At 62.9% G+C, this 22,077-nt stretch carries 25 protein-coding genes; 8 read left to right on the top strand and 17 right to left on the bottom strand.

The window, feature by feature from the left end:
* Window positions 1–55 precede the first annotated feature (55 nt).
* A complete protein-coding gene (locus AC0L2B_RS01695) occupies window positions 56–1,387 on the bottom strand; it encodes a PQQ-dependent sugar dehydrogenase (RefSeq protein ID WP_473743914.1) in 1,332 nt (443 codons plus the stop codon).
* A gap of 205 nt (window positions 1,388–1,592) precedes the next feature.
* Here AC0L2B_RS01695 and AC0L2B_RS01690 point away from each other — a divergent pair, with 205 nt between their 5' ends.
* The gene (locus AC0L2B_RS01690; RefSeq protein WP_473509983.1) at window positions 1,593–2,594 is read left to right on the top strand and encodes a transporter; all 1,002 of its coding nucleotides are present in this window, start codon (window positions 1,593–1,595) and stop codon (window positions 2,592–2,594) included.
* Window positions 2,595–2,603: 9 nt separating this feature from the next.
* On the opposite strand, the gene AC0L2B_RS01685 is transcribed toward AC0L2B_RS01690, so the two are convergent.
* From AC0L2B_RS01685 to cysS, 9 genes are all read right to left on the bottom strand, one after another.
* Window positions 2,604–3,290, bottom strand: a complete 687-nt coding sequence (locus tag AC0L2B_RS01685) for a glutathione S-transferase family protein (protein ID WP_473743912.1) — start codon at window positions 3,288–3,290, stop codon at window positions 2,604–2,606.
* A 14-nt stretch (window positions 3,291–3,304) separates the two neighbouring features.
* Window positions 3,305–4,225: an EamA family transporter RarD gene (rarD, locus tag AC0L2B_RS01680; RefSeq protein ID WP_473743911.1), complete on the bottom strand. Its 921-nt coding sequence runs from the start codon at window positions 4,223–4,225 to the stop codon at window positions 3,305–3,307.
* Between the two features lie 82 nt (window positions 4,226–4,307).
* Window positions 4,308–5,924 carry a citramalate synthase gene (gene cimA / locus AC0L2B_RS01675; RefSeq protein ID WP_473743910.1) on the bottom strand — a complete coding sequence of 539 codons (1,617 nt, stop codon included), beginning with the start codon at window positions 5,922–5,924 and terminating at the stop codon, window positions 4,308–4,310.
* A gap of 2 nt (window positions 5,925–5,926) precedes the next feature.
* A complete protein-coding gene (pip, locus tag AC0L2B_RS01670; RefSeq protein ID WP_287341816.1) occupies window positions 5,927–6,883 on the bottom strand; it encodes a prolyl aminopeptidase in 957 nt (318 codons plus the stop codon).
* Complete coding sequence (locus AC0L2B_RS01665; protein WP_023800738.1) at window positions 6,880–7,356, bottom strand: GFA family protein; 477 nt, start codon at window positions 7,354–7,356, stop codon at window positions 6,880–6,882. Before AC0L2B_RS01665 ends, pip begins: the two co-directional genes overlap by 4 nt.
* On the bottom strand, window positions 7,353–7,844 hold the full coding sequence (locus AC0L2B_RS01660) for a GFA family protein (protein WP_473743908.1): 492 nt from the start codon (window positions 7,842–7,844) through the stop codon (window positions 7,353–7,355). The genes AC0L2B_RS01665 and AC0L2B_RS01660 overlap by 4 nt, the downstream gene beginning before the upstream one ends.
* Before the next feature lie 4 nt (window positions 7,845–7,848).
* Window positions 7,849–8,235 carry a VOC family protein gene (locus tag AC0L2B_RS01655; RefSeq protein WP_023800740.1) on the bottom strand — a complete coding sequence of 129 codons (387 nt, stop codon included), beginning with the start codon at window positions 8,233–8,235 and terminating at the stop codon, window positions 7,849–7,851.
* Window positions 8,232–8,639, bottom strand: coding sequence for an endonuclease domain-containing protein (locus tag AC0L2B_RS01650; RefSeq protein ID WP_473743907.1), 408 nt, complete (start codon window positions 8,637–8,639; stop codon window positions 8,232–8,234). The genes AC0L2B_RS01655 and AC0L2B_RS01650 overlap by 4 nt, the downstream gene beginning before the upstream one ends.
* Window positions 8,640–8,910: 271 nt before the next feature.
* Window positions 8,911–10,380 (bottom strand): cysteine--tRNA ligase, encoded by a 1,470-nt coding sequence (cysS, locus tag AC0L2B_RS01645; protein WP_473743905.1) that lies wholly within the window; start codon window positions 10,378–10,380, stop codon window positions 8,911–8,913.
* A gap of 389 nt (window positions 10,381–10,769) precedes the next feature.
* Here cysS and AC0L2B_RS01640 point away from each other — a divergent pair, with 389 nt between their 5' ends.
* On the top strand, window positions 10,770–10,925 hold the full coding sequence (locus AC0L2B_RS01640; protein ID WP_023800743.1) for a hypothetical protein: 156 nt from the start codon (window positions 10,770–10,772) through the stop codon (window positions 10,923–10,925).
* 80 nt (window positions 10,926–11,005) lie between these two features.
* Here the strand turns inward: AC0L2B_RS01640 and AC0L2B_RS01635 are convergent, their stop codons facing one another.
* Window positions 11,006–11,764 (bottom strand): SOS response-associated peptidase, encoded by a 759-nt coding sequence (locus AC0L2B_RS01635; protein ID WP_473743903.1) that lies wholly within the window; start codon window positions 11,762–11,764, stop codon window positions 11,006–11,008.
* A 125-nt stretch (window positions 11,765–11,889) separates the two neighbouring features.
* Between AC0L2B_RS01635 and AC0L2B_RS01630 the strand changes: the two genes are divergently transcribed.
* The 4 genes from AC0L2B_RS01630 (at window position 11,890) to AC0L2B_RS01615 (ending at window position 14,227) form a co-directional block, all read left to right on the top strand.
* Window positions 11,890–12,309, top strand: a complete 420-nt coding sequence (locus AC0L2B_RS01630) for an NUDIX hydrolase (RefSeq protein ID WP_473743902.1) — start codon at window positions 11,890–11,892, stop codon at window positions 12,307–12,309.
* 48 nt (window positions 12,310–12,357) lie between these two features.
* Window positions 12,358–12,735, top strand: coding sequence for a TIGR02301 family protein (locus AC0L2B_RS01625; RefSeq protein ID WP_473743901.1), 378 nt, complete (start codon window positions 12,358–12,360; stop codon window positions 12,733–12,735).
* 330 nt (window positions 12,736–13,065) lie between these two features.
* The gene (locus tag AC0L2B_RS01620) at window positions 13,066–13,323 is read left to right on the top strand and encodes a hypothetical protein (protein WP_023800747.1); all 258 of its coding nucleotides are present in this window, start codon (window positions 13,066–13,068) and stop codon (window positions 13,321–13,323) included.
* A gap of 100 nt (window positions 13,324–13,423) precedes the next feature.
* Complete coding sequence (locus AC0L2B_RS01615) at window positions 13,424–14,227, top strand: hypothetical protein (protein WP_287229971.1); 804 nt, start codon at window positions 13,424–13,426, stop codon at window positions 14,225–14,227.
* A 123-nt stretch (window positions 14,228–14,350) separates the two neighbouring features.
* Here the strand turns inward: AC0L2B_RS01615 and AC0L2B_RS01610 are convergent, their stop codons facing one another.
* A complete protein-coding gene (locus AC0L2B_RS01610) occupies window positions 14,351–15,682 on the bottom strand; it encodes a dihydroorotase (protein ID WP_473743900.1) in 1,332 nt (443 codons plus the stop codon).
* 82 nt (window positions 15,683–15,764) lie between these two features.
* Here AC0L2B_RS01610 and ygfZ point away from each other — a divergent pair, with 82 nt between their 5' ends.
* Together ygfZ and AC0L2B_RS01600 are read left to right on the top strand one after the other, a co-directional pair.
* Entirely contained in the window at window positions 15,765–16,643 is an 879-nt protein-coding gene (ygfZ, locus tag AC0L2B_RS01605) for a CAF17-like 4Fe-4S cluster assembly/insertion protein YgfZ (RefSeq protein ID WP_473743899.1), read from the top strand.
* Window positions 16,643–17,275: an HD domain-containing protein gene (locus AC0L2B_RS01600; RefSeq protein WP_128170814.1), complete on the top strand. Its 633-nt coding sequence runs from the start codon at window positions 16,643–16,645 to the stop codon at window positions 17,273–17,275. The genes ygfZ and AC0L2B_RS01600 overlap by 1 nt, the downstream gene beginning before the upstream one ends.
* 103 nt (window positions 17,276–17,378) lie before the next feature.
* On the opposite strand, the gene AC0L2B_RS01595 is transcribed toward AC0L2B_RS01600, so the two are convergent.
* The 5 genes from AC0L2B_RS01595 to AC0L2B_RS01575 form a co-directional block, all read right to left on the bottom strand.
* Window positions 17,379–18,842, bottom strand: a complete 1,464-nt coding sequence (locus AC0L2B_RS01595; RefSeq protein ID WP_473743898.1) for a RimK family protein — start codon at window positions 18,840–18,842, stop codon at window positions 17,379–17,381.
* 5 nt (window positions 18,843–18,847) lie between these two features.
* Window positions 18,848–19,945 carry a peptidase C39 family protein gene (locus AC0L2B_RS01590; protein ID WP_473743896.1) on the bottom strand — a complete coding sequence of 366 codons (1,098 nt, stop codon included), beginning with the start codon at window positions 19,943–19,945 and terminating at the stop codon, window positions 18,848–18,850.
* Between the two features lie 258 nt (window positions 19,946–20,203).
* Window positions 20,204–20,995 (bottom strand): anti-sigma factor family protein, encoded by a 792-nt coding sequence (locus AC0L2B_RS01585; RefSeq protein WP_473743895.1) that lies wholly within the window; start codon window positions 20,993–20,995, stop codon window positions 20,204–20,206.
* Complete coding sequence (locus AC0L2B_RS01580) at window positions 20,992–21,510, bottom strand: sigma-70 family RNA polymerase sigma factor (RefSeq protein ID WP_473743893.1); 519 nt, start codon at window positions 21,508–21,510, stop codon at window positions 20,992–20,994. Before AC0L2B_RS01580 ends, AC0L2B_RS01585 begins: the two co-directional genes overlap by 4 nt.
* A 296-nt stretch (window positions 21,511–21,806) precedes the next feature.
* Entirely contained in the window at window positions 21,807–22,049 is a 243-nt protein-coding gene (locus tag AC0L2B_RS01575) for a type II toxin-antitoxin system VapB family antitoxin (protein ID WP_473743892.1), read from the bottom strand.
* Between the last annotated feature and the right edge of the window lie 28 nt (window positions 22,050–22,077).

Raw genomic sequence — 22,077 nt, 5'->3', positions numbered from 1 at the left:
TACTGCCCTACTGCCCTACTGCCCTACTGCCCTACTGCCCTACTGCCCTACTGCCCTACTGCCCTACTGCCCTACTGACCCGCCAAATGACATTGCCGACATCGTCGGCGACGAGCAGTGCGCCGCTCTGATCGATAGCAACGCCGACCGGACGGCCCATCGCCCTGCCGTCACGCCCGACGAAGCCAGCGAGCACATCTTTCGGGGGACCGCTCGGTTTACCACCGCGGAACGGCACGAAGATCACCTTGTAACCGCTGAGCACACTTCTGTTCCACGAGCCGTGCTGACCAACGAACGCGCCGTTGCCGTAGGCTGGGCCGAGCGACGCCCCTTTGGAGAAGGTCAGTCCCAGCGAGGCGGTATGGGAACCCAGCGCGTAGTCGGGCTTGACCGCCCTAGCCACGAGACCGGGGCGCTGCGGCTTGACGCGTTCGTCGACGTTCTGTCCGAAATAGCTGTAGGGCCAGCCGTAAAAAGCGCCGTCACGAACCGAGGTCATATAGTCCGGCACAAGATCGTCGCCGATCTCGTCACGCTCGTTCACGGCGACCCAAAGCTTGCCGGTTTCAGGGTTCCAGGAGAGCCCGTTCGGGTTGCGCAGCCCTGACGCGAAGACCCGGGTACGGCGGGTCGACCGGTCCACTTCAAGGACGGCGGCGCGGTTCTTCTCCGCGGCCATGCCGTTTTCTCCAACGTTACTGTTGGAGCCGACGGTGACATAGAGCTTGCGTCCATCCGGACTTGCGATCACATCCTTGGTCCAATGATGGTTGAGATCTCCGGCCGGTAAGTCGACGATCTTTTCCGGCGGCGATGTGGCTCGGGTCTGGCCATTGGAGTAGGGGAAAGCGACAAGCGCGTCGGTGTTTGCTACATAGAGAATGCCTTTGGACAGCGTCATACCAAAGGGAGAATTGAGGCCTTCTGCGAACGTCCTGCGCACATCCGCAATGCCGTCGCCATTGGTGTCGCGCAGGAGCGTGATGCGGTTGGCGCTTTTGGTCGCGGCCCCGGCGCGCTTCATAGCCAGGTCCATAAAGACCTTTCTAAGGCTGAAGCCTTCGTCATGCTTGGCAGGGGCATTGGTTTCGGCAACCAGCACGTCCCCGTTCGGAAGCACGTGCAGCCAGCGCGGATGGTCGAGGCCGGTGGCGTAGGGGTTCACCGTCAGCCCGTTCGCCGGGGTCGGCATATCACCTTTCTGCCAGCCTTTCGCCTCGGCGATGTTGACGGTCGGGATCAGCGTCGGTCTTGGTTTCGGTAAGGTTGGGTTGGGGCCATAGCCGGTTATTGCCCCCGTTTTCTGCGCCGAAAAGCCAGCGCAGCCCGCAATGACGGCTCCCAATACCGCTATGAGTAGGCTTCGTGGGAAGCCGGCATGCATCGAACGTCCTCCGCATGGATTGCGTCGTGCCCTTTACGCAAACGCGAGACAACGACGTATTATTCCAAACTGGCTCCAAACAACGGCGTTGGTACGCCGCCTCGGATGACCGTCAAAACAGTCACACGAAAACGGTTCGCCCGTGCTAATAATCACAGTCTAGGTCGCCACTACGCGGCGTATTCGAGAGACTGGCGACGCGATCATGAACATCCCTCTCAATCCAGACGGCAGCGATCTGTCGCCTTACCTGCCGGACGAGCACGGGCTGTTCTTCGTCTATCACTTCACCGCCGAAGGCACGAGAACCAAAGACGCGACCACCACACACTGGACATGGCGCAGCTACCAGGTTTCCGACATGCGCGCCCGCCACGAGATCGCCACCGAGCCGGCTTTGCCGCCGCCGGTGCGCGATGCCTTCCTGTCGGCCGGCCATGGCTGCCATATCGACCTCGAGGGCGACTGGCTGTACGGCGATTTGCCGGACCTGCGCCACGACTATTCGGCGGAGGCGCGCGGGCTTGGCCATTTCCGCTTCGCCTTCAACGACACGATGCTGATCGGCGGCCGCAAACAACCGCTGCAATCGGTCGACAAGATCCGCAAGGCGATCGACAACGGATCGCGAAAGTTCCGCTCTCCGGCCGAACTGATCGAGGCTGTCATGGGCCAGTCGCTCGACGGCATGACGACGGAACTCGCTGGCCTTGGCGACACGCTCGATGGCATCGAGGACCGCATCGTCTGCGATGCATGGCACAATGAGCGGCAGGCGCTGGTCGATGCGCGCCGGCAACTGGTGGTGATCCATCGGCAGATGGCGACGCTGACCAGCCTGTTCCGCCATCTCGACCATTCGCATCGCAATGACCTGCCTGACGCGATCAACGACATGGCGGCACGGCTTTCGCACCGCGCCCATACGTTGCATCATGACGGCGAGCAATTGCAGGCCCGCGCCCGGCTCTTGCAGGACGAGCTGATGGCCAAGCTGACGACGCAGTCGAACCAGTTGCTTTACATGCTGTCGGTGATGACCGCGGTGCTGTTGCCAATGACGATCATCTCAGGCCTGTTCGGCATGAATGTCGGCGGGCTGCCGCTGGTCGATACGCCGGTGGGCTTTTGGGTGGCGTCGGCGATATCGCTCGCCGTCGCGGTGGTCGTCTATCTGTTCGTCAGGCGGCTGGGGCGCGGGATGTAGCGGCAACCGTTACAAAGTCGCGCGAAAATCCTCGATGACTGTGCCGGCAGCGCGCGCCTCCGCTTCGTGGTTCGGCTCGCGCCACTCCTCAGCAAGGGCTGCCGCGTACCATTCGCGCATCGCCGGCAGAGCCAGCAATCGCGCCGGATAGGCGGCAGCTGCGCCCTCGAAGGACAGTCCGTAGGACTGAGCCCTAAACGCCACCGGGGCAAAGAAGGCGTCAACGGCAGTGAAGCGATCGCCAGCCAGGAACGGTCCGCCGAAGCGGCGAAGCCCGTCGTCCCAGAGATCGCCGAGGCGAAAAAGGTCGTGCTTCAGCGCATCCGACATCGGCACCGGCGCGACGCGGACACCGCAGTTCATCGGACAGGAGCCGCGCAAGGCGGTGAAGCTCGAATGCATTTCGGCCGCTGCCGACCGCGCCCAGGCTCGCGCCTTCGCGTCGGCAGGCCAGACGCCAGCGTGGCGCTCGGCCAGAAATTCGGTGATGGCGAGCGAATCCCAAACTGCCCAGCCGTCGTCGATCAGGCACGGTACAAGGCCGCTGGGCGAGAACGGCCGGTAGAGGCTCCAACTCGATCCGGTCGGAAACGGTGTCAGCCGCTCCTCGAAGGCGACGTCCAATGTCCGCATCAGCACCCATGGCCGCAGCGACCACGAGGAATAGTTCTTGTTTGCTATGTGCAGAACGTACATCGAAAATCCCCGCTCTAACGCATTGCCGGCCGGATCTCGCGACCGCGGAACATCGACCAGGAATAGATCGCCAGCGCCGCCCAGATCAGGCCGAAGGCAATGGCCTGGGTGCTGCCGAAAGGTTCGCCGAAAATCAGCACGGCGATCAGGAACACAATGGTCGGCGCGATATACTGCATGATGCCGATGGTGGAGAGACGCAGCAGCTTGGCCCCGAAGCCAAACAGCAGCAGCGGTATGGCGGTGACCGGGCCGCAGCCGATCAGCAGTGCGGTATCGTTCAGGGAACTGGAGACGAAATGGTCCTGCCCGGTGACGATGAGGAAGATGATGTAGCCGAGGGCCGGCACCGACAGCAAAAGCACTTCAAGCAAGAAACCCTGGCTGGGACCGATCGGCAGCGTCTTGCGGAAGAAGGCGTAGGCGGCGAAGGAAAACGCCAGCACCAGCGACACCCAGGGCAGCTTGCCGGCGTCGATCGTCAGCACCGCGACCGCGATGGCCGCCAGCACCACCGCCGCGATTTGCAGCCGGTCGAGCCGTTCGCTGAGCAGCAGCGCGCCGACGACGACGCTGACAAGCGGGTTGATGTAGTAGCCAAGCGCGGTCTCGATGGTACGGTCGACCGCGATGGCCCAGACATAGATGCCCCAATTGACCGAAATCAGCGCCGCCGTCAGCGCCGCCATGGAAATGATGCGCGGCGAACGCAACGCCGCTTTGAAATCCGCCGTGCGGCCGGCCCAGATCAATACGGCCGCCGCAATCGGCACCGACCAGACGATGCGGTGCGCGATGACTTCGGCCAGTGGCAGATGTGCGACCGCCTTCATATAGAAGGGCAGCAACCCCCACAGGAGATAGGCGCCCAACGCCAGCAGGAATCCACGCCGGGCCTTTGAGTCTGCTTCGAGCTGAATTGCTTGCGTGGCCATGGCCCAACGCTATGCGCCAGCCGCCGGGCCAAGACCATCGCAAAGTTCTGATGGATCAATGGACTTTCGCTGATGGTTCAATCTACTCCGCCGCGACCAGCCCGGCCATCTCGCGGTTCTTCATCAGCTTGTAGACGATCGAATCCATCAGCGCCTGGAATGAAGCGTCGATGATGTTTTCTGAGACGCCGACCGTCCACCAGCGGGCGCCGGTCGCATCGTGCGATTCGATCAGCACGCGCGTGATCGCCTCGGTGCCGCCATTGAGGATACGCACCTTGAAGTCGGCAAGCTCGAGGTCGGCGATCTCGTTCTGGAATTTTCCGAGATCCTTGCGCAGCGCGATGTCGAGTGCGTTGACCGGACCGTGCCCTTCCGCCACCGACATCTTCTCCTCGCCATCGACCAGCACCTTGACGATCGCCTCTGAGACCGTCTTCAGCTGGCCATTGGCGTCGAAGCGGCGCTCGACCATGCAGCGGAACGAGGTGACGCTGAAGAATTCCGGCAGGCCGTGCAGCATCTTGCGCGCCAGCAGCTCGAAGCTGGCATCGGCGCCTTCATAGGCATAGCCCTCGGCCTCGCGCTCCTTGACCACTGATATCAGCGCGTCGAGCTGGTGGTCGTCCTTCGGCATTTCTATGCCGCGCCGTTTCAACTCGGCTAGGAAATTGGCCTTGCCGCCCTGGTCCGAGACCATGACCCGGCGGCGGTTGCCGACCGCTTCCGGCGGCACATGCTCGTAGGTGGCCGGCTCCTTGGCCAGCGCCGAGGCATGGATGCCGGCCTTGGTGGCGAAGGCGGAAGCGCCGACATAGGGCGCCTGCGCTTCCGGCGCGCGGTTCAGCAATTCGTCGAAGGCGCGGGACAGGCGCGATATGCCGGCCAACGCTTCGGCCGAGATGCCTGTCTCGAAGCGGCTGGAAAAGGCCGGCTTCAGCGCCAGCGTCGGCACGATCGAGACCAGATTGGCGTTGCCGCAGCGCTCGCCGATGCCGTTCAGCGTGCCCTGGACCTGGCGCACGCCGGCCTCGACGGCGGCCAGCGAATTTGCCACCGCCTGGCCGGTGTCGTCATGGGCGTGGATGCCGAGATGGTCGCCCGGTATGCCTGCCTCGATGATCTTCTCGACGATGACGCGCACTTCCGACGGCTGCGTGCCGCCATTGGTGTCGCACAGCACCACCCAGCGCGCGCCGGCGTCGTAAGCGGTCCTGGCGCAAGCCAGCGCATAATCGGGATTGGCCTTGAAGCCGTCGAAGAAATGCTCGCAGTCGACCAGTGCTTCCTTCCCGGCAGCAACCGCCGCCTCGACCGACGCCTTGATCGCCTCGAGGTTTTCCTCGTTGGTGCAGCCCAGCGCGACGCGGACATGGTAGTCCCAGCTCTTGGCGACAAAGCAGATGGCGTCCGACTTCGACTGGACCAGTGCCGCAAGGCCTGGATCGTTCGAAGCCGACACCCCTGCCCGCTTGGTCATGCCGAAGGCGACGAATTTGGCGGTTGCCGTGCGGTGCTTGGCAAAGAAGGCGGTGTCGGTCGGGTTGGCACCGGGATAGCCGCCTTCGATATAGTCGACGCCGAACGCGTCAAGCAGCCCGGCGATGGCGATCTTGTCCTCGACCGAAAAGTCGATGCCCGGCGTCTGCTGGCCATCGCGCAGTGTGGTGTCGAAGAGATAGAGGCGCTCGCGGCCCATGATCATTTCCCCGCAAACTTATCCGTCGCCCGGATCAGCCGGTCGAGGATGCCCGGCTCCGAATAGGCATGGCCGGCGCCCTCGACCAGATGGAAGTCCGCCTTCGGCCACGCCTTGTGCAGCGCCCAGGCATAGCGCGCCGGGCACGGCATGTCGTAGCGGCCATGGACGATGGTGCCGGGGATGTCCTTCAACTTGAAGGCATCACGCAGCAGCTGCCCTTCCTCAAGCCAGCCAGCATGGACGAAATAATGGTTCTCGATGCGGGCGAAGGCGACGGCGTAATCGTCTTCGCCAAACCGGCTGCTGGTTTCCGGATCGGGCAACAGCGTGATCGTCTCGCCTTCCCACAGGCTCCAGGCGCGGGCGGCCTCGACCTGTGCCTTGCGGTCGCTGCCGACCAGCCGCTTGCGATAGGCGGCCATCATGTCGCCGCGCTCGGCCTCAGGGATCGGCGCCAGGAAGCGCTCCCATTTGTCGGGAAACATTTCCGAGACGCCGAACTGGTAATACCATTCGAGCTCCGCGCGCGTCAGTGTGTAGATGCCGCGCACGACCAGTTCGCTGACCCGCTCGGGGTGCGTCTCGGCATAGGCCAGCGCCAGGGTCGAGCCCCACGAGCCGCCGAACACCAGCCATTTGTCGAAGCTGCACATGTCGCGCAGGCGCTCGATGTCGGCGACCAGATGCCAGGTGGTGTTGGCTTCGAGCGAGGCGTTGGGCGTCGACTTCCCGCAGCCGCGCTGGTCGAACAGGATGACATCGTAAAGCTTCGGATCGAACAGCCGTCGGTGCTTTGGCGAAATGGTGCCGCCCGGTCCGCCATGCAGGAACACGGCCGGCTTGGCGCCCCTGGTGCCGGAACGCTCCCAATAGACCTGATGGCCATCGCCGACATCGAGCATGCCTGAGTCGAAGGCCTCGATCTCCGGATAGAGGCTGCGCAGGTCATTGCTCATAATTTCAGGCCCTGCTGCGGCCAATTGGCCGTCTCGTGATCCGGATGCTGGAAGGAGATGATCGATTCCTGCCGGGTGTAGTAGTCAGGATCGTCATGGACCGGCGCGTCGAAGATCTTCTCCACCCAAGGCAGCCGGGCGGCATAGTTGATCTGGATCTGCGGTGCGAGGTCGGAGCGATCGTCAAATGCGCCGATGGCGATCTCGAGCCCGCCAGGCTGCCTGTAGGTCAACGGCGTGCCGCAGCGGCTGCAAAAGCCGCGATCGATGTTGACCGACGACTGGAAATAACTCGGCTCCTCGCGCACCCATTCGACACCGTCCTTCGGCACCGTCACCAGCGCGCCGAAGAAAGAACCGAACTGTTTCTGGCACATGCGGCAATGGCAGATGGAAGGGCGTCCAAGCGCCCCACGAATGCGGAAACGCACGGCGCCGCACTGGCAGCCGCCGGTTCGAACGGTTTCGGTCATGATCTTTCCTCCGGCGGCCATTGATCGGTGTCGTGGTCGGGGTGCTGGTAAGAAACGAGATCGGCGAGATAGGAGGACGACGAAACATCGGCCATCGTCTCCTCGCCAGGCAGTTCGTGGATGTGATCGATATAGGGGAGTTTTGCTTCGGTGCCCCACTGGACGGTCGGCGCGATCTCCTCCGCATGGTCGAAGGCCGCGATGGCGAGTGCGATGCCGTCGGGCGCCTCGAAGGTCAGCGGCGTGCCGCAATCGGCGCAAAAACCGCGCCAGGCGGCGTTGGAGGAACGAAAGCGTTTGGGCGCGCCGCGCGTCCAGTCGAGTTTTGCGCCACGCACCGACACCAGCGGCAGGTAGAAATTGCCGCTTGCTTTCTGGCACATGCGACAATGACAGACGGAGGCGTCGCCCAGCGCGCCTTCGACACGGAAACGCACGGCGCCGCACTGGCAGCCGCCTGTGTAGACCGGTCTGTTATCCAGGCTCATCACTTCACTCCGGGGCATGGCAGACGGCTTCGACATTGTTGCCGTCGGGGTCGAAGACAAAGGCGCCATAGTAGTTCGCGTGATAGTGCGGACGAAGGCCCGGCCCACCATTATCCTTGCCGCCGGCGGCGATGGCGGCGGCGTGGAAGGCATCGACTTCAGCGCGGCTGCGCGCGGTGAAGGCGACATGCTGGCGGTCCTTCGGCTTGTCCTTGCCTTGATGCAGCCAGAACACCGGCCGGTCGCGGCCATAGCCGCCGACCATGGCGCCACCGGTGTATTCCTGCGGCACCATGTAGAGCAGCGAGGCACCGAGCGGCGCCATCGCCCTGTCGTAGAAAGCTTTCGACACGTCGAAATCGGAAACGGTGATGCCAAGATGGTCGATCATGGAACTACCTCCCTCGCTGCTTCGCCGGCCGGCATTTCGGCAGCGGCCAGGCCGGCTTCGATGACGATGTGCTGGCAGACGTTGTCGATGTCGCGAATGACGTTGTCGTTCCAGAAACGCAGGATGGTCCAGCCGCTGGCCTTCAAGTAGGCGCTTCGTGCCACGTCACGCTCGACGTTTTCGGGATCCGCGTGCTGGCTGCCGTCAACCTCGACGATCAAGTTGTGTGTCGGACAGGCAAAATCAACAATGTACGGTCCGATCGGCACCTGCCGGCGAAAGCCAAGCCCCATCAATCGATGTGCGCGAAGCTCGTTCCAAAGTTTCAACTCGGCGTCGGTCATCACATGACGCATGGATTTTGCATTCTTGCGCTGGCGCGATGGAACGAGGTCGTGACCCATTAGGCACCCTCGTCTTCGTGATTGGCGAAAGCATCGATGAGGGCCGATCTCCCCCCTTGCGGGGGAGATGCCCGGCAGGGCAGAGGGGGGTGCTGTCCCTCCAGCCTATCAACCGATCGCAGCCACGCCCTCGGGCTGGTTTCCGGTTGCGAATGGGAGACATCGAATGTTGGCGATCCTTCCCACCCCCCTCTGTCCTGCCGGACATCTCCCCCGCAAGGGGGGAGATCGGCCGTCACCGGCGCTTTCGCCAACCGTCCGCCAACCCCTCTCATCGCTTTACCTCCCACGTCGTCACGCGCTCGCCGGTGACCGGATCCTTGCCGTCCTTCAGTTGCACGCCCTGCGCCAAAAGCTCGTCGCGAATGCGGTCGGCCTGGGCCCAGTTCTTGGCGGCGATCAGTTCCAGGCGCCTGGCGATGGCCCTGGCGATGGCATCTTCATCAACCTTGGCCGGCGCAACGTCGAAGCCGAGGAACGACAGTGCCGCCTTCAGCGAAGCGGCAGCATGGTTGCCCGCGGCGGCGTTGCCGCCACCGGCAGCATTGGAATCCACAGCCTCGCCGGCCAGTTGCGTCAGCACCTGGAACGCGGAATAGGTTGCGAGATCGTCCGACAAGGCTTCCACCACTTCGACCGGCAATTGATTGGCCGCCGCCGGTGCCAGATCCGCCGCCCGCTTCCATTTGCGCAGTGTATTTTCCGCCTCTTCCAGCTTGCGCACGGAAAAATCGATCGGCTCGCGATAATGCGTCATCAGCATCGCCAGCCTGAGCACCTCGCCCGGCCATTTGCGGCCGCCAAAGGTCTCCGTCTCCAGCAACTCGTTGATCGAGTAGAAGTTGCCCAGGCTCTTGGACATCTTCTGCCCCTCGACCTGCAGGAAGCCGTTGTGCATCCACACCTTGGCCATTACCTCGGTGCCATGGGCACAGCGCGACTGTGCAATTTCGTTCTCGTGGTGCGGGAAGATCAGGTCGAGCCCGCCGCCATGAATGTCGAAGACCTCGCCGAGATAGGCGGCCGACATCGCCGAGCACTCGATGTGCCAGCCCGGGCGGCCCCTGCCCCACGGGCTGTCCCAGCCCGGCTCTTCCGGCGAGGACAGCTTCCACAGCACGAAATCGCCAGGGTTCTTCTTATGCGGATCGACGGCGACGCGAGCGCCGGCCTGCTGCTCGTCGAGATTGCGTTTCGACAATTGGCCGTAGTCCGGCATCGAAGCCGTGTCGAACAGAACTTCGCCTGCCGCAACATAGGCATGGCCGCGTTCGATCAAGCGTTGAATCAAGGAGATCATGTCGACTTTGCCATCTGCGCGCGGCTCGACGAATTCAGTGGCGCGCGGCTCGACCGTAGGTTGCAGGCAGCCGAGCGTCGCCACATCCTTGTGGAACTGGTCGGCGGTCTTTTCGGTGACCCGCCGGATCGCCTCGTTCAGCGACAGCTTTCCCGAGGCAATCTCGGTGCCGAAATCGCGCAGTGCGCGGTCGTTGATCTTGTCGTCGACATCCGTGATGTTGCGCACATAGGTGACGTGCGCTTGCCCGTAGAGATGGCGCAGCAGACGAAACAGCACGTCGAAGACGATCACCGGCCGCGCGTTGCCGATATGGGCAAAGTCGTAGACCGTCGGGCCGCAGACATACATGCGCACATTGCGCGGATCGATCGGGAAGAAATCCTCCTTGGTCCGCGTCAGCGTGTTGTAGAGGCGCAGGCCCTTCGATGCGTCAGACATTCGTGCCTTCCCGGTGCGTTACTTTTTGGTTGGGGCCACTTGCGCCGAGACGCAAATCAGCCACCAGCCTGCTGGCCGGGGCGTTTGTCCACTCTAGAAGGAAGATAGGCGAAAACGTCCGGACCAGCGCGAAGCTAGCCAATAATGCAGATGCCACAAATGGCGAAAGACGTTCTCATGAGCGGCTTTATCGCCTCAGCCAGTGTTGCCGTCAAGTCGCAACTTTCGGCAAAAGAGCCGCTGGATCACAGGTAATGACGCGGCGAAACATTTTATTAAACATCTCGGCACAGTCATGAAACATTCACCGGCTAGATCAGCAGATGTCACGATTTGGTCGGATTCGACCAGCAAACGCGGACACGAAGACGTTACCAGGGAAGAGAAAGATGCCTCGAGCCAAGCAGGACTCCAGCAGCGCCAAGCAACCGGCGCTCGCCAGCCAATACCGGGCGATCGGCCCGGCGGCGATCGTCGCCGCCCTTCTCCACACAGCGAAGAAGAAGAAGCCGGTGCAGAAGATCACCTCGCCGCGCGCTGCCTGATGTGACGTGCGGCCGGCGGGGTTCGCCAGGAAATGGCAGCGCCGGCAATGAAGGCGCTGAAGCGCCCCAGAAAATAGCAGCTACTGCTGAAACAAGTTCATCTGACTGTCGTCGGCGCCCGGCTTCCGGCGCCTGGCCTTCTCGAACTCCGGCCACCTTTCCTGAATCTCCGGCCCGGTGTTGGCGACCTTGTTGACGAGGTCGGAAACCGGGACGGCCTCGAAGAAATCGAGTTGTGCCGGTTTGAGCAGGTCGGCCACGTCGCGCGGCTCGAGCGTGCGGCAATCCAGCCAGCGGGCGAAATCCTGCGGATCTATCACCACCGGCATCCGGTCGTGGATATGGGCAATGTCGGCATTGGCGTTGACGGTCAGGATGGCGCCGGTGTCCATCTCCGAGCCGCCCGGCTCGGCATAGGTCTCGATCAGTCCGGCGAAGGCGACAAGCCCGCCATGCTTCGGCCGCACCCAATAGGGCTGTCCCCGCTTGCCGCCTGATTGACGCCATTCGTAGAAGCCGGAAGCCGGCACCAAAGCGCGGCGATGGCGCATGGCGGCGCGAAACGAGGCCTTTTGCGCTGCTCCCTCCGCGCGCGCGTTGAACAGCAACGGAAACTCACGCGTGTCCTTCACCCACGCCGGGATCAGCCCCCAGCGCACCAGCATCGGCTGCCGGTCTGGAAGTTTCGAGCCTGACGCCCGCGGCACGCCTGCAATCGCCATCAGCACCGGCTGCGTCGGTGCGATGTTGTAGCGGGGCGGGAAATCCTCCAGTTCTGGCAGACCGAGAAAAGCGGCGGCCCGGTCCGGCGTGGCGGTCAAGGCGAAGCGTCCGCACATAAGCTAAAAACTCGTTGGATTGGTCGGATGTGAAGGTGGCGATGGAACCGGCGTTGCGCAACCGCTAATGCTTGCTCTCGCCGACCGGTCCACAACCGGCTGCGGCAAATGGCGATCGGAGATCCATGGACGAGATGCGCAAAATACTCCCGGCTGTATCGGTCGCCATTGTCCGCGGCGACACGGTGCTGCTGGTCAAGCGGGCGCGGCAGCCTTCGCAAGGATTCTACGCGTTTCCAGGCGGCAAGGTCGAGGCCGGCGAAACGCTGGAACAAGCCGCGCAGCGCGAATTGCTGGAGGAAACCGGGTTGCATGCGCACAACTACCGCCGCCTTCGGGAAATCCACATCGACGGCGGCAGCGACGGGCACCCGGTCGACTATCTGCTGACGGTATTCGGCGCCACCTATGCCGGCGGCGAGCCCGTGGCCAGCGACGACGCCGAGACCGCCGCCTTCTATACACTCAGCGAAATGACGGCGCTGCCGATTGCCGCTTCGGTGTTTGCCGTTGCCGACGAATTGCTCAGGAAAACAGGCGCGTAACCTTCAAAATCGCCTTGCAGGCGACAAATTGTTTGGCCACATAGACTTATGATCCGCGCATCGGTTTTCCTTGCAGCTTGCCTCGCCGCCAGTACGGCAATCGGGGCGCGGCCGGCCATGGCCGCCGAGTCATCGTTCGAGCCGGGGCTGATGCGGCTGGCCGAGGTGCTTGGGTCGCTGCATTTCCTGCGTAATCTGTGCGGGGAGAAGGGCGACCAATGGCGGGTCGAGATGGAGAAGCTGATTGCTTCGGAAAACCCGAACCCGGAGCGGCGCGCCCGCTTCATCGCCAGCTTCAACCGCGGCTACCGCTCCTTTGGCGGCACCTATACACAGTGTACCGCCTCGGCGACCGAAGCCATCAGCCGCTACATGAAGGAAGGCGAGACGCTGTCGCGCGACATCGCCTCGCGCTACGGCAACTGAGCCTGGCTCCCCCTGCTTGTGTCCCGGCCCGCTTGTGTCTGGTGGCGTCTTGGTGCAATTGTTGTGTTGCACTTCTGCAACGGTGTTAACGAAACGTTACGGCACGGATGTGGAATTAACTCAAACTGAAGGTTTTCATCCCGCTCGCCGGCCTAATCGGCTAAGTTTTGAATCGGATCGAACGCAGGTTTGCAAAACGTGACGAACCCTTGTCGAAACGACCCCAGAAATGTCGTATTTACAAGTACTTACTTAACCTGCGAGTAAAAGGGACAGCCCAAGCCTGATCCGCATCCGCCGGATCGCCGCTTGAAAAGGGTGGACATCGCAATGGAACATGGCGTCAACGACATCGACGCGCTGGTCAGGGAAGAAAAGCGCCTGACTGCAGTGGAAAGCCACAGCGAGGCCTGGGCGGAAGGGCTTTCGGCCGGAATCGAGACGGAAATCATCGCCGAGGCGGCCCTCGAAACCGCGTTCGGCGAGATGCTGCGCGCCAATGGCGAGACCTCAGCCCTTGCCTTGCTCGACCGCATGCGTGAAAAGGTGATAGCTGGGGCCTTCGAGCCGGGACGGCTGCGGCACTGATTGGCATCAGGCTTTTCGATGACGGCGTGCCGCTTGGGCGTCATGCCCCGGGCACCTGGGCGGGCCTGGGCAGCTGGACGGAATCATGGAGAGGCAGGCGGTGAATTTTTCGACGTCAGGCCAGCCGCGTGGCTTGGCCCTCAGCATCCGGCTTGCCGCTTTTTGCGCCGCGTTTCCGCTGGCGCTTTGCCTCGCAATCAGCCCCGCCTATGCTTTGAGTGAAATCAAGCGCGAGGACCTGCCCTCGCCAGTCACGCCGCCCGCCGACGACGACATGTCGCCGCCCGGAACCGCGGTGCCGACGCCCGGCCCGCTCGGCGCGACGCCGCCTGCGGCGAGCCAACCGACGCCACCCGACGAACGGGAACAGGTCGAACCGGGCGGGCCAACAGACGATGGTGGCATAGCCAATCCGCAAGTCGACCCGGATGAACCCTTGCCCGAGGTCGTCTACGATCTCGGCAAGCTGCCGGAGCCGGTCAGGCGCATGCACGATTTGATTATCGGGGCCTGCAAGAGCGGCGACATCGAAAAACTCCGGCCGCTGATCGGCCAGGGCGATGCGATGACCCAATTGTCGCTGGCCGAGATCGAAGGCGATCCGATCACCTTCCTGAAAGGGCTTTCGGGCGACGCGGAAGGCCAGGAAATCCTCGCCATCCTGGAAGAGGTGCTCAGTGCCGGCTATGTCCATGTCGATGTCGGCACGCCGCAGGAGCTCTATGTCTGGCCATATTTCTTCGCGCTGCCGCTGGACAAGCTCGACGCCAGGCAGCGGGTCGAGCTGTTCAAGATCGTCACCGCCGGCGACTATGACAGCATGAAGCAGTTCGGTGCCTACATCTTCTACCGCGTCGGCATCACCCCGGATGGACAGTGGACGTTTTTCGTCGCCGGAGACTGAGCGGCATAGCCTCTCCTACCCTCAAGCCCGCCCGGAGCATCGGAGTGGATACCGGTTTTGGGAAAATCCGATGCTCAAACAGAAGATAAGCGGCGGGACGATGCGATTTGAAAGTCCGCCGCTCTATACCGCCAGCGCCTCGGAAAACTCCACCGCACTGCCCTGTCCGGGTGTGACGATCTCGCCTTCCCACATTACGCGCCGGCCGCGCACGATCGTGCCGACCGGCCAGCCAGTCACCCGCCTTCCGTCATAGGGTGTCCAGCCGGCCTTCGAGCCTGCCTGCGCATTGGTGATGGTCTCGCGGCGCTTCAGATCGACGATCGTGAAATCGGCGTCGTAGCCGGCGGCGATGCGGCCTTTCCTGGCCATGCCGAAGATACGCTGCGGGCCGTGGCTGGACAGGTCGACGAAACGCTGCAACGTCAGCCGGCCAGCATTGACGTGATCGAGCATGATCGGCACCAGCGTCTGCACGCCGGTCATGCCCGACGGCGAGGCCGGGTAGGGTTTCGCCTTCTCGGCCAGCGTGTGCGGGGCATGGTCGGAACCCAGCACATCGACAATGCCTTGCGCAATGCCGCGCCAGATGCCGTCGCGGTGGCGCGATGCGCGCACCGGCGGGTTCATCTGGATCAGCGTGCCAAGCTGCGCATAATCATCCGCGCTCAGCGTCAGATGATGCGGCGTCGCCTCGCAGGTCGCGACGTCCTTGTGCTGTTCGAGGAAAACAATCTCCTCGGCGGTCGAGATGTGCAGCACGTGGATGCGGGCTCGAACCTGGCGCGCAATGCGCACCAGGCGCTCGGTGCAGCGTAAGGCGGCGATCTCGTCGCGCCACACAGGATGCGAGGCCGGGTCGCCCTCGATGCGTTCGCCGAGCCGCTCGCGCAGCCGGAATTCGTCCTCGGAGTGGAAGGCCGCACGGCGGCGCGTATTCCTCAGGATCGAGGCAACGCTTTCATCGTCCTCGACCAAAAGGTCACCGGTCGACGAGCCCATGAACACTTTTATGCCGGCAGCACCGGGTAGCCGCTCAAGGTCGCCGGCGTCCTTTGCGTTCTCGCGGGTGCCACCGACCCAGAAGGCAAAGTCGCAATGCATGCGGCCGGTGGCACGCCGAACCTTGTCGGCAAGCGCTGCTTCGCTGGTGGTCAGCGGGTTGGTGTTGGGCATCTCGAAGACGGCGGTGACACCGCCCAGCGCCGCTGCCCGCGAACCTGTCTCCAGATCTTCCTTGTGCTCCAGCCCCGGCTCGCGGAAATGCACCTGGCTGTCGACGACGCCCGGCAGGATGTGCAGGCCGCGACAGTCGACCGTTTCGCCAGCGGAAGCCTGGCCGAGATCGCCGATAGCGGCGATGCGCCCGCCGTTGATGCCGATGTCGCGCCGGCCTTCGCCGTCGTGGTTGACCACCGTGCCGCCTGTCAGGATGAGGTCGTAGGTCGTGGCCATGCTGATCCGGTCTCTTGCGGGGGGAGTGCCAGCGGCTTACGTAATGGCCGACCGTTTTGCAAGATCAGGTTCTTTTCCGCCCATGCCCTTTGCCCAGTTGAAAGACCGCGCGCTCATTTCCGTGTCAGACCCGGATGCCGAGAGTTTTTTGCAGAACATTCTGACCACCGACCTCGACGCGCTGGCTGCCGGCGAGGCAAAGCCGGGCGCTTTGCTGACGCCGCAAGGCAAGATTCTGTTCGACTTCCTGATCTCCCGCGCTGGCGAGAATTTGTTCCGCCTCGAATGCCGATCCGATATATCAGACGATTTCATACGCCGGCTGATGCTCTACAAATTGCGCGCCAAGGTCGAGATCGCCAAGGCAGATCAGGGACTTGTCGCTGTTGTTTGGGGCGATGATTCAACTGCTTCGCAGTTTGATTCAACGCCGGTTGCCGATGCACGGTTCCGCGACGCAGTCGTCAATCGCTTTTATGGCGCCGCTGCCGCCGGCGGCGACCCGGCCGCATGGCAAGCTCTGCGCATCGCCCATGGGATTGCCGAAAGTGGCAGCGACTATCAGCTCGGCGACGCCTTCCCGCATGATGTGCTGCTCGACGAGACCGGCGGCGTCGGCTTCAGGAAGGGTTGCTATGTCGGCCAGGAGGTGGTTTCGCGGATGCAGCATCGCGGCACCGCCAGACGGCGGGTGCTGATCGTTTCGGCCGAACGGCCCCTGCCCGCTCCTGGCACAGAGTTGACAGTTGCAGGGCGACCGGTCGGCACGCTTGGCACGGCCGCCGGCACGGCGAGCCTCGCCATAGCCCGCATCGACCGCGTCAAGGCAGCGCTCGACTCCGGCCAGCCGATCATGGCGGATGACGTCCCGGTGTCGCTCACCATCCCGGCCTGGGCGAAATTCACTTTTCCGATGGAAACCGTTGGCCCGCAGGAATCCGTCGGCGCGGAGGAGGCCTGATGGCGGCCGACCGTCCCGGCGCGCCGCCGCGCGCCTGGCAGCGCATGCTGTCGGGCCGGCGGCTCGATCTGCTCGACCCCTCGCCGCTCGACATCGAGATTTCGGACATCGCCCATGGGCTTGCCCGCGTCGCCCGCTGGAATGGCCAGACCATCGGCGATCACGCCTTTTCCGTCGCCCAGCATTCGCTGCTGGTCGAGGCGCTTTTCGGCGAGCTGGTGCCGGACGCCCCAGCCGATGCGCGGCTGGCGGCTTTGTTGCACGACGCGCCGGAATATGTCATCGGCGACATGATCTCACCGTTCAAATCGGTGATGGGCGGCAGCTACAAGGAGTGCGAGCTGAGGCTGCAGCGTGCCATCCATCTGCGCTTTTTGCTGCCGGTCGAACCGGTTGCGGGCCTGCGCAAGGAGATCAAGCGCGCCGACCAGATCGCCGCCTATTTCGAGGCGACGCTGCTTGCCGGTTTTTCGACCGCCGAGGCGACCGAATTCTTCGGCCGGCCGCGCGGCTTCAATGCCGACCGCTTCGATTTCACCCCGCGTTCGGTGACCTGGGCGCAAAACGCGTTTCTCAAACGGTATGCGGCAATCGAGAAATCGCGGCGCCAAACAGTGCAGCCGGCCGACTGAAAAACGCTGAGGGGATACAGCGCCGTGTTTGGGCGGGGAGCCGAAGGTGTGAGCCTGCCGCGACGGATAGAAGGCTGGGGGCGTCGATCGGATAGAACCCCTGCTACCGTCCCTGTCGGTCGAGCCGCTCCAGGAACCACTGCGTCAGCCGCACCCAGACCTCGTCTTTTTCGCCGGAATCTTCCCAGCCATGGTCTAGGTTGGGATTGTCGTTGACCTCTATGACGAAGACACCGTCCTTGGTCTCCTTGAGGTCGACGCCGTAGAGGCCATCGCCGATGCAGCGCGCCGCCTTCACCGCCGTCTCGACGACATGGGCCGGCGCCTCCTTCAAGGTGAAGGTCTTGATGCCGCCCTGGTCGGGCTTGCCGTTGGCCTTGTGGTTGACGATCTGCCAGTGCTTCTTGGCCATCAGGTAGTGCACGGCAAACAGCGGCTGGCCGCCGAGCACGCCGACGCGCCAGTCATATTGGGTCGGAATGAATTTCTGTGCGATCAGGAGATCGGAATCCTCCAGCCATTCGGTGGCAAGCGTCTTCAGCTCCTCAAAGGTGGCGCATTTCTTGACGCCGCGTGAAAACGACGAGTCCGGGATTTTCAGCACCAGCGGAAAGCCCAGCGTCTGCGCCGCCACTTCAAGGTCCGAGATGCCGGCGATCATCACCGTCGGCGGCACCGGCACCTTGTTGTAGGTCATCAGCTCGTTGAGATAGACCTTGTTGGTGCAGCGGATCATCGACAGCGGATCATCGATGACCGGCATGCCTTCCTGCTGGGCGCGGCGCGCGAAGCGGTAGGTGTGATTGGAGATCGAAGTCGTCTCGCGGATGAACAGCGCGTCGTAGTTGGCGAGCTTGGCCAGATCTTTTTTGGTGATCGGCTCGATTTCGACGCCCATCTTCTCGGCGATCTTGGCCCAATAGCGCAGCGACGAGATCTCCGATGGCGGCAACTCCTCATGCGGATCGACCAGCGTGGCGAAGGTGTAGCGCGCCGGCGTGCGGCCCTTGGTGTCACGCCACTCGCGGCTGGTGTAGGTCTCAAGGCACTGAAGAAAGCGCTTTTCTTCCTCCTCGGTCATCCTGGCCAGCGGATGGAAGCCGATCTTGCGGATCGACGCCCATTCGGCGTTGTCCGTGATATGGACTTCCAGCGCCGGCGCCCGGAACCAGTCGAACAAAAGCTTGGCGAAGCGATCCCAAATCCTCGACGAGCCGATGCCGAAAAAGATGCAGACTTTTTGCGGAAAGGCTCCGCCCAGATCCTTGCGGCATTTGTTGAGCGCGAGTTCCAGTTCCGGCAGCGCATGCTCGTAGAGCTTGCGCTCGGACAGGTCGATCATCGTCTCGACCGTCGGAATGACCTTGTGACCGCGCGAACCGGCGAGCAGCGAGGCATAGTAGCCGCGGCTTTGGTAGCCGTAATTGTTCGACAGGTTGATGACTTTCGGCCGTTGGCCGCGAAACAGCGCCGGATGCGCGAGATAGTCGCGATTGGTGATGATCTTGTGCGGAGTCGCCACCTGATCGAGATCGTTCTGCCGGCCGGTAAGGATGACCCAGGTCATTGTCTTCAGCGCTTTCCGAGGATTATGGCGGCACGCAATCCATCGCGACCGAATTGCGCCATGTTCATGAAGATGCCGTAAGGCACCGGAATGTTGGCGGCATCAAGGATGGTCTCCTGTCTCTCGTCTTCGACCCAGGGATCGTGGATCAGGATATGGTCGCCATCGTCGCCGATGGCCAGCACCCAGTGCGGAACCTTCTTGCCGAACATAAGGAAGCCGCTGATCAGGACCAACACCAGTTTTCCTTCTGCGATTGCGGCGCGGATATCGTCGATGGCGAATGGACGGTAATTCACCGGGATACCGTAACGTTCCGCGCGCCGGCGAAAGTCGACCTGCGCCAGTTCCATCACCCGGCGCTTGTCTTGGCTGCGCACCGACTGCAGGAACAGCGCACCATGGAAGGAGACATATATCTCGGCAGAGAGCCCGCTTTCGTGGCCGGCAACGGCGAGGCCGAACGGCTCGCAGCCGCCCGGCCCCGACATCATGAAAACGGTGGTCGACTCGCGCCACAAACGGATTTCCATCACCGGGTCGGGCACGAAGCCGGCATCGAAATTGGCCATCGCCATCATCAGGCAGCACGGGCCGCAAGTGAAATCGCAGGTCTGCTGGTAGAACGGCACCCTGGTGGCAACCGGAATGTCGCCGCGCAAGGTCTTTTCGTAGCGCAGCGCCGTGGCGCCGTCCTCGTAATAGCCCGGTTCGCGGCCGATCTTGCGGTAGCCGCTCTGCTCGTAAATGCGGATGGCTCGGCTGTTGTCCTCGCGCACCTCGAGACGCAGCATCATGCGGTTGTGCTCGAAGGCGGCGTCCTCGGCGCGTTCCAGCAGCATGCGGCCAATGCCGAGCCCGCCGAAAAGCGGACCGGTAGCGATGGAATAGAGCCGCGCGACTCCGCTGCCCTTGCGAAACAGCACGACCGCATAGCCGGCGACGCGGCCGTCGTTTTCGGCAACCAGCATCTCGGCGGTCTCGCGTTCGATCAACTGACGAAAGGAGCGGCGGGAAATGCGGTCGCCAGAGAAAACAGCTTTTTCGATCGCCGCGAGGTCATCGACGTCGGACGCGCGGGCCGTGCGAATCTCGGCAGGCATGCGGGCTTGGAAAACCTCGATTGGATTCTTGGAAAGGCCTGGTCAGAAGTGTCGACAACACAGCCGAAGCGCCAGCATCCGTCAAGCGCTATCGCACCTCGATTCGGGCTGAATTGTGACAGTTTCGGCGGCGCATGACCCCCAAAAAAATCGAAATCGATTTTCGGAAAGGATGATGCGCAAATTAAAGTGCTACAGCGTCCTTTGCGTGTCCAAAGACGCGGCGCTGTAGACGCAAGCTTTGAAAAACAGCGCAGCTCAGCCGGCAAGCCCGGCGACAAGCTGGCTGTAGGCGCTCTTCGCCACTGCAGTCAGCTGCGCGCGCGGCAGCGAGCCGACGACGGCGCAGCCATAGCCCTTGTCCAACCAGTAGATCGCCTCGGGGCCGTCTTCTTCCGCTCCATAAGTGCCCTTGGTCTTCTCGGCCGATTCCGCTGTGACGAACAGCGAGATGCGCTCGCCCTTGGCGTCCTCATAAAGCAACATCGCGGCCTTGCTCTCGCCAGCGGGCAGCAGCCGACCGCCGACGAGCTGGAATCCTTGCGCCGCCAGATCCGGTGCGACCAGCTTCAGGCCGACCCTATTGGACAGCCAGTTCTGCAGATGATCCTTGTCGCTGGCCGGCACTTCCACCGCATGCCGTTGCTCGGCGGCATAGAGGACATGGGCTGCGATCGCCTGTTCGGCGAGTTGGTCCTCGACCGGGTCTTCCAGACCGAGATGGTCGATGCCGGCGACATAACCGCCAACGCCGCCAATGGCCAGCATCGCCGCTGCGGCAGCCGCCCGCCACCAGCGCGAGCGCGATGCCGCCGTCTTGACCGGCGCCTCACCGAACACGATATTTTGCAACCGCGCCGGCACCGGCTCGTCGAGCACGCCGACGAAGGCGGCGCGCAGCGCTGCGCGGTCGGCGACATAGCGGACGCTCCTCGCCTTCATTTCAGGATTGGCCTCGAGCCAGGCATCATAAGCCACGCGCTCGTCAACCGGCAGCTCGTCATCGAGGGCCATATGGATGTCGCGTTCGGAAAAGTCGCGCCGGGTCATTTCTCCACGATCCTTATCGCCCGGCGACGCGCGGCATCATCCAGCAACCCGCGCAATTCGTCACGCCCGCGCGCGATGCGCGACATCAGCGTGCCGGCCGGAACGCCGAGGATGTTGGCGGCCTCGGCATAGGAAAAGCCTTCGATGGCGACCATGACCAGTGCTGCGCGCCGATCGGGGCTGATCGCCTGCAACGCGTCGATGATCTCGCGCGAGGCGATGCTCTCCACCTGCTCAGCGGGCGCTGCCTGCGCCTCGCGCGCTTCCAGCGGCAGGATCGCTGCTTCGCCGCGCCGGTTCACCTTGCGCATCTGGTCGATGAACAAATGATGCATGATCGTAAACAGCCACCTCCTGGGGCTTTCTCCAGTCTGCCAATTGTCGAGCCGCACAAGCGCCCGTTCGAGACAGTCCTGAACGAGATCGTCGGCGGAATCGCGATCGCGCAGCAGCGAGCGCGCATAACGGCGCAGGCGTGGTATCTCGCTCAGGATTGCTGCCTTTTTTTCGTCCATGACCGCTGGTTCTGAGGTCGCCCTTGTTCATCCGATTGAACGCGCCTTCACGGCGCGGCGCAAGCGGCCAGCGCGAAGCGGTCCGCCGCCCCGGTCACCCAAGCAACAAGATAACGCTGGCGCGGACTGGTTTATTCCCGGTGGGATTGAGAGGGAGGGCAGAGTCGTGGCATGTGCGGGAAAGCGCAGCGATCTACAATCGAGCCGTCGAGTTCCTTCGCATCCCCCAGCGCTGCGGAATATCCCACGCCGTATTGGCACTCACAGTTGAACCGCCCGGATCGGGCTCGCCAACGTCAGTCTCCCCATGCCTCGTCGGTGAATGCCTTCATGTCGAAGTTGGGGTCGGATGGCCCCAACGCGGCACACTTCTCCTGCCACACCGCAATCCTGTCACGCAAAGGCTTGCGGGCGTGGTTACGCTCAAGTTCATGCAAAAGTGCAATCCGCACTGCTTCCGTTTTACTGGCAGCGTTGATCTCGCACTGCAATTTTGCGGCCAGCGCATCCACTTCTTTGTCGCGAATATAGAGAGGCACTTTTGAATATCTCCTGCTGAACCTTCAA

Source organism: Mesorhizobium sp. WSM4815, assembly GCF_055811575.1.
This window is presented reverse-complemented; position numbering and strand designations above follow the sequence as displayed.

Excerpts from the sequence above, each read along its gene's own strand:
- AC0L2B_RS01695 (WP_473743914.1), bottom strand. The coding sequence starts at position 1,387 with ATGCATGCCGGCTTCCCACGAAGCCTACTCATAGCGGTATTGGGAGCC.
- AC0L2B_RS01690 (WP_473509983.1), top strand. The coding sequence starts at position 1,593 with ATGAACATCCCTCTCAATCCAGACGGCAGCGATCTGTCGCCTTACCTG.
- AC0L2B_RS01685 (WP_473743912.1), bottom strand. The coding sequence starts at position 3,290 with ATGTACGTTCTGCACATAGCAAACAAGAACTATTCCTCGTGGTCGCTG.
- rarD (WP_473743911.1), bottom strand. The coding sequence starts at position 4,225 with ATGGCCACGCAAGCAATTCAGCTCGAAGCAGACTCAAAGGCCCGGCGT.
- cimA (WP_473743910.1), bottom strand. The coding sequence starts at position 5,924 with ATGGGCCGCGAGCGCCTCTATCTCTTCGACACCACACTGCGCGATGGC.
- pip (WP_287341816.1), bottom strand. The coding sequence starts at position 6,883 with ATGAGCAATGACCTGCGCAGCCTCTATCCGGAGATCGAGGCCTTCGAC.
- AC0L2B_RS01665 (WP_023800738.1), bottom strand. The coding sequence starts at position 7,356 with ATGACCGAAACCGTTCGAACCGGCGGCTGCCAGTGCGGCGCCGTGCGT.
- AC0L2B_RS01660 (WP_473743908.1), bottom strand. The coding sequence starts at position 7,844 with ATGAGCCTGGATAACAGACCGGTCTACACAGGCGGCTGCCAGTGCGGC.
- AC0L2B_RS01655 (WP_023800740.1), bottom strand. The coding sequence starts at position 8,235 with ATGATCGACCATCTTGGCATCACCGTTTCCGATTTCGACGTGTCGAAA.
- AC0L2B_RS01650 (WP_473743907.1), bottom strand. The coding sequence starts at position 8,639 with ATGGGTCACGACCTCGTTCCATCGCGCCAGCGCAAGAATGCAAAATCC.
- cysS (WP_473743905.1), bottom strand. The coding sequence starts at position 10,380 with ATGTCTGACGCATCGAAGGGCCTGCGCCTCTACAACACGCTGACGCGG.
- AC0L2B_RS01640 (WP_023800743.1), top strand. The coding sequence starts at position 10,770 with ATGCCTCGAGCCAAGCAGGACTCCAGCAGCGCCAAGCAACCGGCGCTC.
- AC0L2B_RS01635 (WP_473743903.1), bottom strand. The coding sequence starts at position 11,764 with ATGTGCGGACGCTTCGCCTTGACCGCCACGCCGGACCGGGCCGCCGCT.
- AC0L2B_RS01630 (WP_473743902.1), top strand. The coding sequence starts at position 11,890 with ATGGACGAGATGCGCAAAATACTCCCGGCTGTATCGGTCGCCATTGTC.
- AC0L2B_RS01625 (WP_473743901.1), top strand. The coding sequence starts at position 12,358 with ATGATCCGCGCATCGGTTTTCCTTGCAGCTTGCCTCGCCGCCAGTACG.
- AC0L2B_RS01620 (WP_023800747.1), top strand. The coding sequence starts at position 13,066 with ATGGAACATGGCGTCAACGACATCGACGCGCTGGTCAGGGAAGAAAAG.
- AC0L2B_RS01610 (WP_473743900.1), bottom strand. The coding sequence starts at position 15,682 with ATGGCCACGACCTACGACCTCATCCTGACAGGCGGCACGGTGGTCAAC.
- ygfZ (WP_473743899.1), top strand. The coding sequence starts at position 15,765 with ATGCCCTTTGCCCAGTTGAAAGACCGCGCGCTCATTTCCGTGTCAGAC.
- AC0L2B_RS01600 (WP_128170814.1), top strand. The coding sequence starts at position 16,643 with ATGGCGGCCGACCGTCCCGGCGCGCCGCCGCGCGCCTGGCAGCGCATG.
- AC0L2B_RS01595 (WP_473743898.1), bottom strand. The coding sequence starts at position 18,842 with ATGACCTGGGTCATCCTTACCGGCCGGCAGAACGATCTCGATCAGGTG.
- AC0L2B_RS01590 (WP_473743896.1), bottom strand. The coding sequence starts at position 19,945 with ATGCCTGCCGAGATTCGCACGGCCCGCGCGTCCGACGTCGATGACCTC.
- AC0L2B_RS01585 (WP_473743895.1), bottom strand. The coding sequence starts at position 20,995 with ATGACCCGGCGCGACTTTTCCGAACGCGACATCCATATGGCCCTCGAT.
- AC0L2B_RS01580 (WP_473743893.1), bottom strand. The coding sequence starts at position 21,510 with ATGGACGAAAAAAAGGCAGCAATCCTGAGCGAGATACCACGCCTGCGC.